The following is a 16,995-nucleotide window of genomic DNA, read 5'->3' on the forward strand; positions in this document are numbered from 1 at the left end:
AATATATGAAAAAGAATATACAAATAGTTTTATTTTTATTTATACTTGCCAATAGTATTTTTGCTTCTGAATCTTCAGTAATTTCAGCAAGTAATGAAAATGGTATAAAGTCGCATAGACATTCAATAGGAATAAATTTCGGCAGTACTATTTTTTATATGCTCGCAGCACCTTCAGTTGTTAATCTTTTGCTTCCGAGTGATGATCCTAATAATCTCAAGCTTCAAGGTAATTTCGCACTGGATATAACATATACATATAGATTTGCAGAAAAAATGGAAGTTAATGCTGATGCAGGATTTTATGCTATGAAAACTTATTATAGTAATACAAAAACTCTTTATAATGGAAATGTATACGGACTTGGTTTTTCTGCAGGAATAAGGTTTTATTTTAATAATAAAAACAGAGCATCAGGATTTTTCTTAATGCCTAAAGTAGGAACAACATTATTTATGACTCACGGAAAAGAATATAAAAAAGATGATTCATCGTATACTGATAGAAATAGTAATATATGGGATTTTTATGTATCAGGAGAGATGGGCTTTAGAATAGATTTATCGAGAGGTTTAGGAGTTAATAGCGGTGTTCGTCCTTTTTTGGATATATCAATACTTGATATGGGTTTTTCATACAAAACTATATTAAGATTTGTGCCTATTCCAAGATTGGCAATAGGAATACTATTTTGATAATTTTATGGTGTTTATGGTGATTTTATGGTGTTTATAATATGATAAAAAAATTTTTTATTAGCTGTTTAATTATTGTGTCTTTCAGCAATATACTTACTGCTATTGATATAGGTGTATATTTAGCTCCTAAATTTTTATTTGAAATAGAAGATTCGGGAATAAAAAAACAAAACAGCAGTAAAAAAAATATTCAAAACTTATATGTCGGAGGAGGAATCGCTTTAGGGTATAATTTTGATATATTTCATAAATACAGCACTGTGAGAGTTGAATTTGAATATTTATATAGGAACCCTATACCTGAGAATGTATATATAAATAAAGTACAATCTATGCAGTCTCATAGTTTTTTGATAGGGGCATATTATGATTATTATTTTTGGTATACAGATTATGATAATGAGTATTCTGCTAGAAGCAAAATTAATAATGGAAAAAGACCTTTAATGTCTGTTTATGCAGGAATTTTAATCGGCGGAGCTCTAAATACATATATATTAAATACGGTTTATGAATACGGAGGTATTTTTAAGACCAGCACCTATTATAATAAAGGACAATTTCTTTATGGGTTTGGAATTGGATTAGGATTTCATATAACCCCATTATTAAGTTTAGATTTAGGATATAGATTGCTGCTTAGTGAAAAAACACAATACAATAATGATATTACAGCTTCTTTAAGGTTCAATTTTTAGGGGTATATTAGATGAAAAGATATTATATAATTATATTTATGTTTATAATAATATTAAATAGTACGCAGAAACTATTTTCATATATTCCAGAAGGCTTATATATCACGCCTAAATTTATATTCTCGCATGACGGAAATTATTATTATATTAAGGATAACGGAAAGAAAGGATATTTCAATTATTTAGGAGGAGGGTTTTCATTAGGATATAATATACCTACTATAAATAAATCCTCGCCTGTAAGATTTGAATTTGAATATATGGGAAGAAATATAATAGAGATGACAAATGATATAAAAATGCATACTATATTAGGTTCTGTATATTTTGATATTAACTTTTTCCTTATAAAAGAAAGATTAACAGATGAAAGCTATAAACAAACTTTGATTGATAAATACCCTCCTTTTACTATTTTTTTAGGTTTTTCTATAGGAGCTAAATTAAAGGATAGTTTTTTAGCTGAATATGATGAAGCAAAACATAGAATATCAGTAAATACATTAGTTTTCGGATTCAGCGGAGGAATGGCTTTTAATGTTCTTCCATTTATGTCTATTGATTTAGCATACAGATATTTATTAGATACAAAAGCAGAAGGCTATCACGAGGCTTTGCTTGGAGTAAGGTTTAAAGTTCCTAAATTATAAATTTCTTAAATTTAAAAGAATATATTATCTTGATTAAATTAGAAAAAATATATTAAAGAATTTATAATTAATATATTTTTACTTGATTATATGACTTTTGTATATTATAATTTATATATAGAAATAAATAGGGGTGAATATATGGAACAAGAAGTTAAAGCAAGAATTGATTCATGGCTTAACGGAGCTTATGATGAAGAAACTAAAAAAGAGATTAAAGCATTATTAGATGCAGGAAATGACAAAGAATTGACAGATGCATTCTACAGAGATTTAGAATTTGGTACAGGCGGACTTAGGGGAATAATGGGAGTCGGTACTAATAGAATGAATAAATATACTGTCGGTGTTGCTACTCAGGGCTTGGCTAATTATATATTAAAACAAGGCGGAAGTAATTATAAAGTTGCAATAGGTTATGACTCTAGAAATAATTCGGATACTTTTTCAAAGGCTGCCGCTGAAATACTGTCTTCAAATGGAATAAATGTTTATTTATATGATGATATTCATCCTATTTCTCTTCTTTCTTATGCTGTTAGGGATTTAGGCTGTATTGCAGGCATAGTTGTTACTGCAAGCCATAATCCTAAAGAATATAACGGATATAAAGTTTATTGGACTGACGGGGCTCAGGTTATACCGCCTCATGATAAAAATATAATAGATGAGGTATTGAAAGTTAAGCCTGAAGAAGTAAAAGTTGGAGACAGTTCAAAAGTTACTATTATAGGTAAAGATATTGAAGACAAATATATGAATGATTTAATGATGTATTTAGTTAATCCTGATATTATCAAAAAACATAATGATATAAAAATAGTATATACTCCTATTCATGGTTCGGGATATAAAATGGTTCCTATGGCTTTAAGAAAGGCAGGATTTACTAATTTAATAACTTTGGAAAATGCTCAGCCGCCTGATGGAAATTTCCCTACTGTTGAATCTCCTAATCCTGAAAATCCTGAAGCCTTACAAATAGCTGTTGATAAAGCTAAGGAAATAGGTGCTGAACTTGTTATGGGTACAGATCCTGACTGCGACAGAATGGGCTGTGCTTTACTTACTAAAGACGGAAGCTATATGTATCTTACAGGCAATCAAATAGGCTCTATAATATCATACTATCTTATTACAAACAAAAAAAATATAAAAAATCCATTCATAGTAAAAACTATAGTAACTACTGAACTTGCAAGAGTTATTGCTAATTCTAATAATGTTAAAATTTATGATGTTCTTACAGGTTTTAAATGGATTGCTGATATTGTAGAAAGAGAAAAAGACGGAACATATTTATTTGGTTTTGAAGAAAGTTTCGGCTACTGTATTAACTCTAATGTACGAGACAAAGACGGAGTAAGTTCTTGTTTAATACTTGCTGAAGTACTTGCTTATTGTAAAGATAATAATATGACATTAGCTGATTATTTAGAGAGCATTTATGAAAAATACGGATACTTCTATGAAGAAACTGTATCCATAACAAAAAAAGGTGCTGACGGAGCTAAGGCTATAGCTGATTTAATGACTTATTATAGAAATAATTTACCTAAAGATATTTCGGGCATTAAAGTAGAAACTATAAGCGATTATGAGAAAAAAGAAATATATGATAATACAGGAAGAAAAGTAGGAAGCATATCTTTGCCTAAATCTAATGTGCTTCAGTATATACTTGAAGACAAAACAAAAATAACTATAAGACCTTCAGGTACTGAACCTAAAATTAAATTCTATTTTGAAGTTTGCGTAAAAGAAGATAAAGATAAAAGACTTTCTGCTGCTAAAGAAAAAGTATTAAGCTTCAAAAAGTTTATTAAAGAATAATATTTTTTACTTTTAAAAATATTATTAAAAATATAAAAAAAGCCTCATTATTTTAATGGGGCTTTTATTTTATGTTTTTAAATTATTTTAATATTATATTTTTTTATAGTAAACGAATTTAAAAATTTAAATAAATTTATAATACAATTAAAATCATAATTAAAAATTAGTTAATCATGCATTTAATCAGAGTTTTAGTGTAATATGATTTTTATAATTAATTAAAAAAATAAATGAAAGTTATAATTAAAAGATAAAGCAGTAAATATAAAATGGCGGGGGATGTAAATATGCAAATTAAGTTTTTCTTTCTTTAAAACTCTGTCATTCTTTTGATGATATTAAGTATTAATAAAAAACTAATTATAAAAAATATGCTTGTATTGAAAATTTAGCTTATTAAATAAAGCTGATAAACTATAAGCTGATTTAAAGAGAGTTTATAGATATCAGCAATAAAACAATTTTTATTAACAGTAATAAATATTATTCTGCTCCAAGTTCTTTAAGTTTTTCTATTGCCCCATTTTCATTAGCATAATATAAAACTCCGTCTCCGTCTTCATCTTTACTGTTTATGTCTATTCCTAGAGTATTAACTAAATATTCAAATACTTCTATATTATCATTTAAGGCAGCTATATGAAGCCCATTCGCTTTGTATATGTTTTCAGAATAAATTAAGTCAGTATCAAACTCAGCAAGCATTTTTATTGTATCAATATTTCCAGTACCGCAAGCCCAAAGAAAAGCATTCCAACTGTCATCGTCTTGAATAAAAGGATTCGCTCCATTATCGAGTAAATATTTCATTATACCTAAATCTCTATAAAATACAGCAAAACTCAAAGGCGTAGTATTTTCTGCAGAATAGCTGTCATCCATAAACTCGCTGTATAAATTATCTCCAGTATAAGTTTGATTAATATCTTCGCCTTCTTTAATTAGTTCCTGAACTCTTTTTAAACTATGATTTTGTATAGCCTCAAATATATCATAATCTTCATAATACTCGCCTTCTTCTCTGCCCCTATAAGAAAGTAAAGAATCAATCTTAACAAATTTACCTTGAATCTTCACAACATTGGTATAAGTTTTATGATATATATTTTCAGGTTTGCTTATATAGCTAGAATCATTATTAATATTTACAGATTCATCTTCTTTTTTCTTACATGACAAAATGAAAATTATTAATAAAGAAATCAATAATATATTTTTTAACACTTTTATTTTTTTCATAAACATTTTTAACACCGCCGTATTATAATCAATAATCTTAAATATTATACTCTAAAAATAAATTATTTTCTATAATATAAATAGAAATTATTAAGGAAATGATTAAATAATATTTAAGAATTATATATAATGTAAAAAGCAGGTATAATAATAAACTTTTAATTTAGATTATTATATAGATATTTTATACTTTAAAATACAATGAACACTTAAATACTTATCTATTGTTTTTAGATATAGCAGTATACTTTTTGTATTGATATAGTTTTTAATTTATTATATAATTAGCAAAAATAAGCAGATAAATAATTTAATATGTTAGAAGAAACTAAATATCCTATATTATATGTTAAAAATTTTGCTAAAATCAAAGAGGCAGAAATAGAGTTAGCACCTTTTACTCTTTTTGTAGGAGACAACAACAGCGGAAAAAGTTATTTAGCAAGTTTGGTTTGGTATATACAAAATATAGATTTATTATATAAATTTTATAAAGATAAAGATTATCCTAAAGTAGAATCTTTAGATAATCTATCAAATAAAGTTATAAATGAAAATATTAGTAATTTAAAAATAGATAATAATATTATAAATGATATAATAAAAACTATTAATAATGTTCTAGAAAATAATAAAGAAATAATACTTAATGATATTTTTAATTCAAAAAATATAAAAATAGATAAAATATATATTTTAGAATATAAAATGAATTATGGTATTAACATAGATTTTTTTATTGATAAAAAAACTGATTATAATGATAATAACAGAGAAGTTAAATATTATTTAGATATTACTTTTACTATAAATAATTGTAAATATAAAAAAGAAAAATATAAAAAAATAGAAATTAATAATAAAAATGACTTAAGCTTGTTCTTACTAAAAAAACTATATTTTTTAATATTTAATTCCAAACATCAATTATTTTTACCCGTTTCAAGAACAGGCTTTTTACTTTTAAAAGATTTAATAATACAAAAATCTATATCAACATTATGGTATAATCCTTATGATTTGTCGAGAAAGATAGATTTGACATTACCTATAAAAAATTTTTTTGAACAATTGTCTATTATTTTAAAAAAAAATGATAGTTTTAGTTTTGGTATACAAATTAAAGAAAATATAAAGTATGAAAATATTATTAGTCTTATTGAAAAAAATATTTTAGAAGGTGAAATTTGTATTGAAAATACTTTGTCTATATTGCCAATGAATGCATTTCCATTAAGTCAATATAACACTTTAGATACAATTAGAGAGATATTTTATAAAACCAATAATTCAGATAATAATTTTAGTATGCATGTGAGCTCAGCTGTTGTAACTGAAGTAACACCTATTGCTTTATTTTTGAAATATGGTATAGATTATAATAATATTATAATGGAGGAGCCGGAAATTTCTCTGCATCCAGAACTTCAGCAGCAATTAACTAGAGTTTTTATTAAATTAGTTAATATTAATACTCATGTTTTAATAACAACACATAGCGATACTATTATTCAGCATATAAATAATATGATTAAATTAAATTCAAATAATGAAGAAAGAAAAAAATATTTGATGCATAAATACGGATATGATGATGATGATTTAATTTCAGAAGATAAGGTTAGAATGTATCAGTTTGATATTAATAAGGAAGATGGATTTACAAAAGTTACAAAATTAGAAAGTTCAGAATATGGTTTTGAAGTTCCTACATTCAATAAAGTATTAAAAAAAATATCAGATGAAATATATGATTTTCAGGAAGAATTATAATAATGAAATGGTATGAAAAATATCCTGAAGAGTTCAGAGAAGTTTTGAGTAAAATATTTCTGCATAATTTTTTTGATGATTATAATAATAAACAATATATATTAAGTGATAATAATATATCTATAACCGTTGAAGTTTTAGAACATTCTTTATCGATAAAAACATTAGAGGGAAATAATTCTTTTCCTTATTTAAAAAATAAAAAATGTGCTGATAAAGTTATAATTCAAAAAGAAAATGAAAAACTTTATAGTATATATATATTTGAATTTAGTAAGAGTAAGAAAGAATATAATGAGTTAATAGAACAACTTGAAGGAGCTTTTTTAAGAACTTTAGCAGTGATTTCTTATTTTAAATATATGGCAATCAATAAAGTATATTTATTTTTTGTTAGAAGAGATATAAGTACAAATCCTATATTTTATAAACAGGAAATTTCAAATAAAAAATTATCAGTTAATAATGATGAAGTTTTGGAATTAGATAATTTATCATATATATTTAGTCAAGAAAAGTTAAAAATAAAACTTCTTAAGCATAATAAAACTTATAGTATAAAAGATTATCCAGAAGAATACGGATTAGATATATCTTTTTTATAAAATATTTTTTTTTAATATCTTTATTAATAGATACTGCAAATTTAGGTAAAGCAAGCATATACTTATAAGATTAAAAAAAGAATAGGGCATAATTGTAAAGTATTACTCCAAGTATAGAAGTCATATAAACACCCAGTTGATATATTAAAAAATATTTATTTATACTCAAAAGTGCTAATATAAGTTATATAATAATTTAACTATTTATAATTATTTTTAATATTTAAATTAAGTATAATAAAAATCATTATATATTAGCCATCTTAAAAATATTATAAACATCATCTCTGTTTAAAGCCCTGAAATGTTTGAATTGAAGTTTTCCGTCTTTTATGCATCTTCTCGTTAAATCCTCTAAAACCTCTTCGCTTTGAATACCGATTCCTAATTCTGTAAAGTTGGTAGGCATATTTATCTGTTTAAAATATTCTATAGTTTTTTCTATAGCTTTTAGTCCCGTATCATCATTATCTATATTCCAAACATTTTTTGAGTATTGAATAAATCTTTCTTTTTTATCTTTATAACAGTATTTAGCCCAAGAGCCCCATATCACAGAAAGGCTAGCCCCGTGTGCACAGTCAAATTTAGCACTCAGTTCATGCCCGAACTTATGTACTATAAAATCGAAATTAAGTCCCAAACCTGTTAAAGTATTATGCGATAAACTCCCGCACCACATAAGCTCGCTCATAGCATCATAATTATTTTTATCTTTCATAGCTATTAATCCGTTTTTAAATATAGTTCTTAAAACAGCTTCAGCAATAGCATCTGTTATTTGATTGTTATCACCGTTTGCTGAATTTTCGCTATCTCCGAAATACCTGTCTAATGTATGCATAAGCATATCTGTTATACCGCATGCCACTTGATAATAAGGCAGTGTAAAAGTCAGATACGGATTCATTATAGCAAATTTAGGACGGTTAAAATCTGTATGCAAACCTCTTTTATCAAGAGTCTCTTCATTAGTAAGTACAGAAGCTGCACTAGTTTCACTTCCTGCTGCCGATATTGTAAGTATGCATCCTACAGGCAGACTTCTTTCTACTTTTTTTGAGCCTGTCCAAAAATCCCATATATCAGTATCAAAATTAGCTGTGCCGATTGCTATTGCTTTAGCAGTATCAATAACACTTCCTCCGCCTATTGCTAATATAAAGTCCGATTTAAAGTCTATAGATTTTCTTACTCCTTCTCTTGCATAAGATAGTGTAGGATTAGCTCTTATGCCTCCGAATAATTTATATTCTATATTTTCATTTTTTATTATATTTTCTATTTTTTCTAATAATCCGCTTTCTTTTATGCTTTTAGCACCGTATACTATAAATACTTTTTTTCCTCCAAAATTTTTTATTTCATTTGCAATATTATTTTCAGCATCTTTTCCAAATATTACTTTTGTTGGATTATTGTATACAAAATTCTGCATAATAATTTTTCCTTATAAATATTATTTTTAATTATAACACAATATAGCTTTTTATTAAAACCTATTATAAAAATATTTTTTTAATATTAGAAAAAATTATATCATATAAAATGAAAATAATTTAAAAAATATATATTTTTATTAAGATTTTCATTTTTTAATCAGATTTTTTGTATGCTTTATGCTTATTTTTGTTCTTTATAATAATAATATTTTTAATAAATTAATTTTTTTTAATAAAAGTAATATATATATTGTTGTCTAATAATATTTTTTTTGTATATTTATAGTATAATTTTTATAAACAATAAATAGGAGATTTTTATTTATGAAAATAGGAAAGAATAAAATAAATATAAATATTAAATTTGATGAAGGCACCTTAGTAAATGGCAGTGAAGCATCTTCATCATTTAGATTAATATTAGTGCCTAATAATTGATGTGGTGGTATACTTATGAAAAAAAATATTAATAGCATTATTTATATTTTCAAATATAGTGCTTGCCTCCTCTTTTGAATTTGAGTATTCAGCTTCTGCAGGTGTTACATTAGATTTCAGCTATAATAATGGAAATTTTTTTAAAGAGTTAGATGGTTTTAGATTAGGTTCTGGGTTTTCTTTCAGTGTATTACTATCATTAGGAAGAAATGACAGAATTGATAATAATATTTTAACTAGTATAAGCAGTATGATTGAAACTGGATATAATTATTATGAAAGAGAGAGATTATCTGATGAATATTACTATTATCAATATGATTATCATAGTATTATTTTAGGCTATCTGCTTAAATTAAATTTTCATAATAAAGTTTCTTTAGGTATAGGGGCAGGGATTTATATTCCTTTATACGGTACAGAAAAAGAATTCTATGGAATGGGTGGTGATTCCAAAAGTATGGAAAAGCTTAATCAAAAAAATATAGCTTTTATGCACAAGATTCCTTTTATGCCTTATGTGAAATTAAATGTTGTAAGATATTTTTATCTTTCAGACAGATGGGCTTTTAAGATAGGAGGAAGTTTAACATATAATTTTGGTATGGAGTTTGATACTGTCAAATTAGCTGATTATTTTGTATATGATAAATATAATTTTTCTTCTTTGAATATAGAGGTTTATGCAGGTTTTTCTTTCGGCAGACCTAAGTAAATAATAATTATTTTTAAAATAGCTTAATAAAAAAATTATAAAAATAATTTATATCAAGTACGGCAGAATTTCTTAATATTAATTTTTGCTGTACTTGATATTTTTTTATTATCTAATATACTTATACTATTAACATACTTTATGAAGTTGGAGCATTAAAGGTGAGACATATTAAATTTTTATTTGTATTATTAACTTTTAGTTATTCTGTATTTGCATTAACTCCTGATGAAGCTAATTTATTTAATGCTGTTAATGAAAAAAATGCAGATAATGTATTAAATATATTATCGAATTCTATAAACATAAATGTGAATATATTAGATGATGAGGGATATACTCCTTTGCATAGAGCTATTTACAATAGAGACTTGAATACGGTAAATACTCTTTTGAAATATAAAAATATAGATGTTAACTCAAAATTAGATATGAAAGTTAGTATAGACGGCTGGTATTTGGGAGGGGCTACTCCTTTAATATTGGCTTCATATATTGGGGAATCAGATATAGCTGCCGTTTTGCTTGATAATAATGCTGATATAAAATCTAAAGATGATGTTGACGGCAGTATGGCTATACATATGGCATCTGCTAACGGCAATAATGAAACAATAAAAATACTGCTTGATAAAGAGCCTTCTATAATAAATGATGTTGATAATAGAGGAAATACTCCTTTGCATTGGGCTGCTATGAAAGATAAGCCTGAAACTGTGAAATTATTAATAGAAAACGGTGCAGATATGGAGTCTAAAGATGCAGACGGCTGGACTCCTTTACATTATGCTGCTGCTTTTTCTTCTCTTCAAACGGTAAAAATGCTTATTGATTTAGGTGCTGATAAAGAAAGCAAAACTAAAGACGGAAATTATCCTGTATATTATGCAAGACGCGATGATGTTAAGAATTATTTTGCTGAAAACAATATAGAGAGAGAAAATAATATAAAAGATGAAACTGTTATTGCTGATAATAATACAAAAGAAACAGAAATTATAGATAAAGATATGCAAGGAGAAATAGCCGAAGAAAATGTTAATAATGCAGAGTTGGATATAAAACAGCTTGAAATGCTTATTGCTGTAAAAAATAATGATATAATAGCTTTAAATGCATTGATTAAAGAGGGTATTAATCCGAACTTTACTGATGAAAACGGATATACTCCTTTGCATTTAGCTGTTATTAATAATAGCTTGGATTTAGTGGAGTCTCTTCTTACATATAAAAATATTAATAAAGAAGCTAAACTTCCTTATAAAGCTGATTTAAATAATTGGTATTTGGGAGGAGCTACTCCTTTAATTACAGCTTCATATATAGGAAATCCTGATATAGTTTATACTTTAATTAATGCAGGATGTAATATCAGAGCCAGAGATGATATAGACGGAGCTATGCCTATACATGTTGCGGCTGCAAACGGAAATGATGATGTTATTGTATTATTATTAGAGAAAGATAAGACATTAATCAATGAAACTGATAATAATGGAGATGATACAGCTTTGCATTGGGCTTGTATGAAAAATAAGCTTTCTACAGTAAGCCTGCTTTTGAAATATAATGCTGACAGTAAGATACAAAATACTAACGGCGATACAGCTTTGCATTATGCTGCGATGTATGCATCTGCAGATATTATAAAAAGTATAGTTAATGCTGATAAATCAAGCGTTAATATACCAAATAATGAAAAAATATACCCTATACATTATGCTGCTATGGAAAATAATTCCGATGCTTTAGTGTCTTTAGTTCAGGACGGGAATTCTGATGTTAATATTAAAGATTCTAATAATGATACTCCATTGCATTATGCTGCTGCTTATGGTAATATAGACAGCGTTATGTCATTAGTAGAAAAATGTAATGCTGATAAAACATTAAAAGACAGCGAAGGTTATACTGCCGCTGATTTGGCTTCTGATAATGGCTATGAAAATATAGTAATATATTTAAAAGGTGATTCTAAATATATACCTGAGAATAATGATAAAAATAATACTAAAAGCAGAGATTTGATACTTCCGGAATATATAAGAAAACCTGATTTAAGTAAAAAATGGTGGTAATTAGTTTTTTATAAATATAGACTTGGAATTTCTAAATATATTTCAAACCTATAATTTAAAATATAGAATAAATTTGCATTAGATATAATAAATATCTCAATCTTTATTAAAGAGGATAATAATATATGTTTAAAGGTACTACAATATGTGCAGTATGCAGAAACGGAATTACAGCAATAGCAGGAGACGGACAAGTAACATTAGGCGAAACTGTAATGAAGCCTAATGCAGTTAAATTGAGAAAATTATACGGCGGTAAAGTGATATCAGGCTTTGCAGGTTCTACCGCTGATGCTTTTACATTATTTGAAAAATTTGAGAAGAGGCTTCAGGAGTTTTCAGGTGATTTAACTAGGGCTGCAGTTGAGCTTGCACGCGAATGGAGAACGGATAAGATGCTTAGGAATTTGCAGGCACTTATTATAGTTGCAAGTAAAGAAAAAATGCTTTTACTTTCAGGCAACGGCGATGTTATAGAGAGTGAAAACAATATATTAGCTATAGGAAGCGGCGGGCAGTATGCTAAGGCGGCGGCTATGGCTTTAAGTGAAAATACTGATCTTTCTGCTGAAGAAATAGCAAGAAAATCATTAGAAATAGCTTCTAAAATATGTATATACACTAATAGTAATATTTCTTTGGAGGTAATAGAGTAAATATGTCATTTGATGCGAAATTAGAAAGCGAACTTACGCCTAGAAAAATAGTAGAGGCTTTGGATCAATATATAATAGGGCAAGTAGAGGCTAAACGCTCTGTTGCTATAGCTTTGAGAAATAGATATAGAAGACGCCATTTACCAGAAGAATTAAAAGATGAGGTTGCACCTAAAAATATCATACTTATAGGACCTACAGGAGTAGGAAAAACTGAAATTGCTAGAAGGCTTGCAAAACTAGTTAATGCTCCTTTCATTAAAGTTGAGGCTACAAAATATACTGAAGTAGGTTATGTGGGACGAGATGTTGAAAGTATGGTGCGTGATTTGGTTAATGTTGCAATATTTGATTTGAAATCTGCTATGATGAAAGAAGTAGAAAAAGAGGCTACAGAAATAGCTTTAGATAAATTAGCTAAATTACTGCTTCCTTCAGTAAAAAAAGACAGCAGCGATAATATATCAGAAGAAGAGGCACAAAAGAAAAAAAATGCTAAAGAACAGATAAAAAAACGCATATCTAATGGTGATTTTGATGAAAGCTATGTTGAGCTTAAAATATCAGGCGGAAATAATAGAATGTTTGGTATAATTCCGGGTATGGGTTTTGAAGAAAGCGATATGATTCAGTCTATGGTGGGAAGCATTATGCCTCAAAGCAAGAAGCATAAGCGTCTTAGAGTCAAAGAGGCTAAGAAATATTTGATTAATGAGGCTTCAGAATCTCTTATTGATATGGATAAAATTACTTCTGATGCTTTAAGTCTTACAGAGAATATGGGTATAATATTTTTAGATGAAATAGATAAAATAGCAAGCGGTAATAAAACAGACAGTGCGGATGTAGCCCGTCATGGAGTGCAAAGGGATTTGCTTCCTATAGTTGAAGGCACTACTGTAAATACAAGATATGGTCCTGTCAAAACAGATCATATATTATTTATAGCGGCAGGAGCCTTTCATATTAATAAGCCTTCAGATTTGATTCCTGAGCTTCAGGGAAGATTTCCTATAAGGGTGGAATTAAAGGCTTTATCTAAAGAAGATTTTAAAGATATACTTGTTAATCCTAAAAATGCTATAACAAAACAGTATCAGGAGCTTTTAAAAACTGAAGGCGTAACAATAGAATTTGAAGAAGATGCTTTATCTTCCATAGCTGATATAGCATATAATATAAATACTAATGTAGAAAATATAGGTGCTAGAAGACTTTATACCATTATGGAAAAGGTTTTTGAAGAAATTTCTTTCAGTGCCGATGAGCATAAAGGTGAATTTATAAAAATTAATGCCGATAATATAAAAGACGCTATGAAAGATATTGAAGATAATAGAGATATAAGCAGATATATATTATAATAGTGTTTTTTTATATATTGTAGATTTTTCATTATTTTTTTATAAAATAATAAAGTATAAACAAATAAAAATGGAGTAAATTATGGATAATAAAAATGAACAACAAGAGGCTGCCATATATATAAAATGGGTTCCTTTGTATGAAACAAGACATAAACTTATAGACAGCCAGCATAAAGAGTTGGTTAATATTGTTAATGAACTTTACTTAGCAACTATAGACAGCAGTGCTAATGCTAATGAAGCTTTCATTAAATCTATTAAAAAATGTATAGATTATACTCAGTATCATTTTAAAACAGAAGAAAAAATAATGGATTTAATTAATTATTCAGATGCTGAAAATCATAAGGCTATGCATAAGAGTTTCTATTTGGAAATAGTTGACCAGATTAGAAAATATGAAGAGGGTCAGCCTTTCGTAGCTAATAAATTTCTTAAATTCTTGAAAGATTGGCTTTTAGAGCATATAGGTTTCCAAGATAAAAAGTTTGTAAATGAGATTAAAGAAGCTTTAAAGAAAAAAGAAGGTAGTTAAAAAGCACTATTTATAAATAATATTAATTTGTTATTGTCCTTTAAATAATAGTTTGCTGTATAAAAGAATGATAGGATTGATTTTAAGTGTCGAAGAGTAATTCATATATAGTTGGTGTAATTATATTAAGTATTATTAGTGCTGTACTTTTGTCTCTAGCTTTTCCTCCGCTTGATTTATTTCCTATGGCTTTTATAGCTTTTGTACCGCTCAATATTATAATATATAAAGCTGATAAGTTTAGATATTATATTACAGCTTCATCAATATTTGTACTTATATTTTTTGGTTATCTATTATTATGGGTAACTTCATTTATGTTAAAAGAAACTCAGGCGGTAGTTTCTTTTTTAACTTTATTTACAATATTATTTTTAATAATATTTCTGTTCTATTTTCCAGCTATGCTTTTAAGCGGTTTTCTATCTAAAAAGATGCCAGAACTTAGATTTATAGCTGTTCCGATTGTATTTACATTTATGGAATATATGCGTAATGTGGGATATCTTGGATTTCCTTGGGGCATTATAGGATATTCTCAGTGGAATTTTTCTCTGTTTATACAATCTGCCGATATTTTCGGAGTGCTTGGCATAAGTTTTTTTATTTATTTTTCAAATTCAATCATTAGTCATTATTTACTTCTGTATGCAGAAAAAGATAAAAGTAAATATAAAATATCATATATTCCTGCATTAATATTTATATCATCATTTATATTAATTATGATATACGGTGCTGTAAAAGTAAATTTGGAAGAATCCAGAAGAACATTACAGCCTAAAACTTCCATAGCATTAATACAAAAATCTTTTGACCCTAATATTTATTGGAACAGCATATATACAGGGGAGCCTTTTAGAAAAGGTTCAAAAGGTATACAAGGATTTGCTGAGAAATTTCTTTTAAAGCCTGAAAAGTTTGTAAGCGAAGAAAAACCTGACGGAGTAACTCAAAATGGTACTGTTTCTGTAAAAAGGATAGCAAAACTTGCAAGAGATGCCTCTCTATCCAAGCCTTCTTTAATAGTATATCCTGAATCTGTTACTCTTGATTCTTACGGATTTTATTTATCTGAATATAGGGAGGCTTTTAATTACGGATTAGCTTCAAATTCTATGTATCCGGGAATATATAATACTTATATACTTTATGATATGATTAGATATACTCAAACTTATCATTTGCTTGGCACTACGATTATAAAAGAAGATACAAATGAAAATGCATATAATCCTTATCAATATTATAATGGTATGGAATTTATAAATGACAGAGGAAATGTTATAGGGGAATATTCCAAAATAAAACTTGTTCCGGGCGGGGAATCTTATCCTTTTCAGGATAATGAGTTTTTACTTAATACTTTTCCTTTCAAAAATATAATAAGTTTTATGTATGCCCAATTTGATAAGGCAGGAGCAAATAGATGGAATAGGGGCAGAAGCTTAACGGTATTTAATCACCCAAACGGATACAGATTTTCAGGTATTATATGTTTTGAAAGTGCTTTTGGAGATTTTGTTAGAAAATTCGTTTATGACGGCAGCCAAACTTTAGCAGTCATTACAGAAGATGCTTGGTCTTACAGCGATGTATCTTTACTTCAGCATTTTTATATGTCTGTATTTAGAGCTATTGAAAATAGAAGAGATATTGTACATAATGGCAATTCAGGAGTTACAGGACATATATCAAGTACAGGCAGGATTATCTCTACTCTTCCTTTTTGGAAGCCAGATTACATGATTGCAAATGTAGCATTAAATGATAAATTGACAATATATACAAGATTCGGAGAATGGTTTGTATATCTTTGTTTGATATTTATTTTTGTGTTTTTATTTTTATCTGCAGCAAAAACATTAATGGAGTTTAAAGAAATTGTAAAAAAACATTTCTTTTATAAGAAAGCAGAGATTGCTGAGCCTTTAGTTCCTTCAGCAAAAAGAGTTGATGAATATATTAATGATGACAGCAATTATGATTTGCCTAGTTTAGATGATATAGAAGAATCCGTTTCTAAAAATAATAATAAATCTAATAATATCACTGTAAAAAAAATAAGAAAGCTTGAAAATAATAATGATAAAAACAATACAAAAACCAATATAATTGAGGATTCTGATAAGCATAATATATTTGAAGATAATAATTTTACATCCGATATTTCTTCGGTTTTGGGTACAATTATAGAAGAGAATGAAGAAGGTTTTAATAGTAAAAATATCAAAAAAAATAATAATTTGAGGAAATAGGAAAAAG

14 protein-coding genes are annotated in these 16,995 nt (G+C 27.0%); 12 read left to right on the forward strand and 2 right to left on the reverse strand.

Going from position 1 to position 16,995, the window contains the following annotated elements:
• The first annotated feature begins 5 nt into the window (after nt 1–5).
• The 4 genes from QZ288_RS01360 to QZ288_RS01375 all read left to right on the forward strand — a co-directional run bounded on the left by QZ288_RS01360 (nt 6) and on the right by QZ288_RS01375 (nt 3,879).
• Complete coding sequence (locus QZ288_RS01360; protein ID WP_295154161.1) at nt 6–695, forward strand: hypothetical protein; 690 nt, start codon at nt 6–8, stop codon at nt 693–695.
• Between the two features lie 41 nt (nt 696–736).
• Nucleotides 737–1,396 carry a tia invasion determinant gene (locus tag QZ288_RS01365; protein WP_295154162.1) on the forward strand — a complete coding sequence of 220 codons (660 nt, stop codon included), beginning with the start codon at nt 737–739 and terminating at the stop codon, nt 1,394–1,396.
• A gap of 11 nt (nt 1,397–1,407) precedes the next feature.
• Nucleotides 1,408–2,046, forward strand: a complete 639-nt coding sequence (locus QZ288_RS01370; protein WP_295154164.1) for an invasin — start codon at nt 1,408–1,410, stop codon at nt 2,044–2,046.
• Nucleotides 2,047–2,187: 141 nt separating this feature from the next.
• Nucleotides 2,188–3,879: a phospho-sugar mutase gene (locus QZ288_RS01375; RefSeq protein WP_295154166.1), complete on the forward strand. Its 1,692-nt coding sequence runs from the start codon at nt 2,188–2,190 to the stop codon at nt 3,877–3,879.
• Nucleotides 3,880–4,365: 486 nt separating this feature from the next.
• On the opposite strand, the gene QZ288_RS01380 is transcribed toward QZ288_RS01375, so the two are convergent.
• The gene (locus QZ288_RS01380) at nt 4,366–5,121 is read right to left on the reverse strand and encodes an ankyrin repeat domain-containing protein (RefSeq protein ID WP_295154168.1); all 756 of its coding nucleotides are present in this window, start codon (nt 5,119–5,121) and stop codon (nt 4,366–4,368) included.
• Between the two features lie 315 nt (nt 5,122–5,436).
• Here QZ288_RS01380 and QZ288_RS01385 point away from each other — a divergent pair, with 315 nt between their 5' ends.
• Together QZ288_RS01385 and QZ288_RS01390 are read left to right on the forward strand one after the other, a co-directional pair.
• Nucleotides 5,437–6,894 (forward strand): AAA family ATPase, encoded by a 1,458-nt coding sequence (locus QZ288_RS01385; RefSeq protein ID WP_295154170.1) that lies wholly within the window; start codon nt 5,437–5,439, stop codon nt 6,892–6,894.
• 2 nt (nt 6,895–6,896) lie between these two features.
• Nucleotides 6,897–7,499, forward strand: coding sequence for a hypothetical protein (locus QZ288_RS01390; RefSeq protein ID WP_295154172.1), 603 nt, complete (start codon nt 6,897–6,899; stop codon nt 7,497–7,499).
• A 247-nt stretch (nt 7,500–7,746) separates the two neighbouring features.
• On the opposite strand, the gene QZ288_RS01395 is transcribed toward QZ288_RS01390, so the two are convergent.
• The gene (locus tag QZ288_RS01395; protein ID WP_295154174.1) at nt 7,747–8,937 is read right to left on the reverse strand and encodes an iron-containing alcohol dehydrogenase; all 1,191 of its coding nucleotides are present in this window, start codon (nt 8,935–8,937) and stop codon (nt 7,747–7,749) included.
• 500 nt (nt 8,938–9,437) lie between these two features.
• Between QZ288_RS01395 and QZ288_RS01400 the strand changes: the two genes are divergently transcribed.
• From QZ288_RS01400 to lnt, 6 genes are all read left to right on the forward strand, one after another.
• On the forward strand, nt 9,438–10,094 hold the full coding sequence (locus tag QZ288_RS01400) for an outer membrane beta-barrel protein (RefSeq protein ID WP_295154176.1): 657 nt from the start codon (nt 9,438–9,440) through the stop codon (nt 10,092–10,094).
• A 161-nt stretch (nt 10,095–10,255) separates the two neighbouring features.
• Nucleotides 10,256–12,172 (forward strand): ankyrin repeat domain-containing protein, encoded by a 1,917-nt coding sequence (locus QZ288_RS01405; RefSeq protein ID WP_295154178.1) that lies wholly within the window; start codon nt 10,256–10,258, stop codon nt 12,170–12,172.
• Nucleotides 12,173–12,297: 125 nt separating this feature from the next.
• Entirely contained in the window at nt 12,298–12,828 is a 531-nt protein-coding gene (gene hslV / locus QZ288_RS01410) for an ATP-dependent protease subunit HslV (RefSeq protein ID WP_295154180.1), read from the forward strand.
• A 2-nt stretch (nt 12,829–12,830) separates the two neighbouring features.
• On the forward strand, nt 12,831–14,192 hold the full coding sequence (gene hslU / locus QZ288_RS01415) for an ATP-dependent protease ATPase subunit HslU (RefSeq protein WP_295154182.1): 1,362 nt from the start codon (nt 12,831–12,833) through the stop codon (nt 14,190–14,192).
• An 82-nt stretch (nt 14,193–14,274) separates the two neighbouring features.
• Nucleotides 14,275–14,730, forward strand: coding sequence for a bacteriohemerythrin (locus QZ288_RS01420; RefSeq protein WP_295154184.1), 456 nt, complete (start codon nt 14,275–14,277; stop codon nt 14,728–14,730).
• A gap of 86 nt (nt 14,731–14,816) precedes the next feature.
• Complete coding sequence (lnt, locus tag QZ288_RS01425) at nt 14,817–16,988, forward strand: apolipoprotein N-acyltransferase (protein WP_295154186.1); 2,172 nt, start codon at nt 14,817–14,819, stop codon at nt 16,986–16,988.
• The last annotated feature ends 7 nt before the right edge of the window (nt 16,989–16,995 follow it).

Source organism: uncultured Brachyspira sp., from assembly GCF_910578695.1.
Lineage (GTDB): Bacteria > Spirochaetota > Brachyspiria > Brachyspirales > Brachyspiraceae > Brachyspira.

Coding starts and splice junctions, on each gene's coding strand:
- QZ288_RS01370 (WP_295154164.1), top strand. CDS start 1,408: ATGAAAAGATATTATATAATTATATTTATGTTTATAATAATATTAAAT.
- hslV (WP_295154180.1), top strand. CDS start 12,298: ATGTTTAAAGGTACTACAATATGTGCAGTATGCAGAAACGGAATTACA.
- QZ288_RS01365 (WP_295154162.1), top strand. CDS start 737: ATGATAAAAAAATTTTTTATTAGCTGTTTAATTATTGTGTCTTTCAGC.
- QZ288_RS01380 (WP_295154168.1), bottom strand. CDS start 5,121: ATGAAAAAAATAAAAGTGTTAAAAAATATATTATTGATTTCTTTATTA.
- QZ288_RS01390 (WP_295154172.1), top strand. CDS start 6,897: ATGAAATGGTATGAAAAATATCCTGAAGAGTTCAGAGAAGTTTTGAGT.
- QZ288_RS01420 (WP_295154184.1), top strand. CDS start 14,275: ATGGATAATAAAAATGAACAACAAGAGGCTGCCATATATATAAAATGG.
- QZ288_RS01395 (WP_295154174.1), bottom strand. CDS start 8,937: ATGCAGAATTTTGTATACAATAATCCAACAAAAGTAATATTTGGAAAA.
- hslU (WP_295154182.1), top strand. CDS start 12,831: ATGTCATTTGATGCGAAATTAGAAAGCGAACTTACGCCTAGAAAAATA.
- QZ288_RS01385 (WP_295154170.1), top strand. CDS start 5,437: ATGTTAGAAGAAACTAAATATCCTATATTATATGTTAAAAATTTTGCT.
- QZ288_RS01375 (WP_295154166.1), top strand. CDS start 2,188: ATGGAACAAGAAGTTAAAGCAAGAATTGATTCATGGCTTAACGGAGCT.
- QZ288_RS01360 (WP_295154161.1), top strand. CDS start 6: ATGAAAAAGAATATACAAATAGTTTTATTTTTATTTATACTTGCCAAT.